Source organism: Baaleninema simplex PCC 7105 (assembly GCF_000332355.1).
GTDB lineage: Bacteria > Cyanobacteriota > Cyanobacteriia > Cyanobacteriales > Geitlerinemataceae > Baaleninema > Baaleninema simplex.
Genome location: NZ_KB235958.1, coordinates 2237046 through 2238026, shown reverse-complemented (window position 1 = coordinate 2238026; position 981 = coordinate 2237046). Strand labels below are relative to the sequence as shown.

The 981-nt window shown below is 42.9% G+C and carries 1 protein-coding gene; it reads right to left on the bottom strand.

The genetic code is table 11. The features are described from left to right. Nucleotides 1-79: 79 nt before the first annotated feature. Nucleotides 80-619 (bottom strand): hypothetical protein, encoded by a 540-nt coding sequence (locus tag GEI7105_RS37180; protein ID WP_144053773.1) that lies wholly within the window; start codon nucleotides 617-619, stop codon nucleotides 80-82. Nucleotides 620-981: the final 362 nt, after the last annotated feature.

The window sequence follows — 981 nt, the reverse complement described above, 5'->3', positions numbered from 1 at the left end:
GTGGCATGGCTGAACGAGAATCGAGACCTGTTTGCCGCTCACAAAGCGCGTTTTGGCTTGGTTTGGGCTTGAAATTTGTTTAAGTACCGTTAGGAAAAGTAGACCAATACAGCAAACCTTTAAATAAAAGCGTTCTCGAGATTGAAGATTCAAAAAACTGTTCCCAAAACTCAGAAAACACTAACTTTCGTCCTCGTGCAATTCTGGAAAATGCGTAAGGAAACCCGAAAACAAAAACAAGAAAACCCGTCATCCACATATAGCTAGAAGACCGACGCCGTCCTTTCAAGACAGACAACCAGTTAAAGGATGACTTTTCAGCACAGACATCTGCAAAAGAAAGCACAGTTCGGCCGACTACTCCAGAAACATAGTCATCTTGACGAACGAGATCGGGAAAGGCTCGACCTAACAGCGTGCTATTCGTTAATGCGTTTCGTGCGGCTCCCATTTCACCCGTCGGAGAATATTGTAAATATTCATCTGGGTCTATAAATTCAAGTATTTTTTGGACAATGTTGCGTTTGAATCCCATTCCGTATTGACTGGTGCGAAAGCTATATAAAAAGACCCAAAGTGTCAACCACAGGGTAGATAAAATGAAAAAGGTTTTCGGCATTTTAGAGGTTAAAATTCCCGAACCGATAAAAATTGCTAAAAGTATTCCCGAAATTGCGATGACAGATATTAAAACCGATCGACGAGATTTTTCGATTTTTTTGAGTTCCTTCAGTAGCGTTTTTTGGTAAAACCGCTTGAGTTCGGAAACTGTTCTCGGTTCGATTCGAGCTTGTTCGATCGCTTGAAGTCTTTGGGCTTCTGCTTCCGCTTCTCGAGCAGCTGCTTCAGCGTTGCGTTTCGCTCGTTCTAACGGTACTTAAACAAATTTCAAGCCCAAACCAAGCCAAAACGCGCTTTGTGAGCGGCAAACAGGTCTCGATTCTCGTTCAGCCATGCCACAAAACGAAAAGACATGGCTGT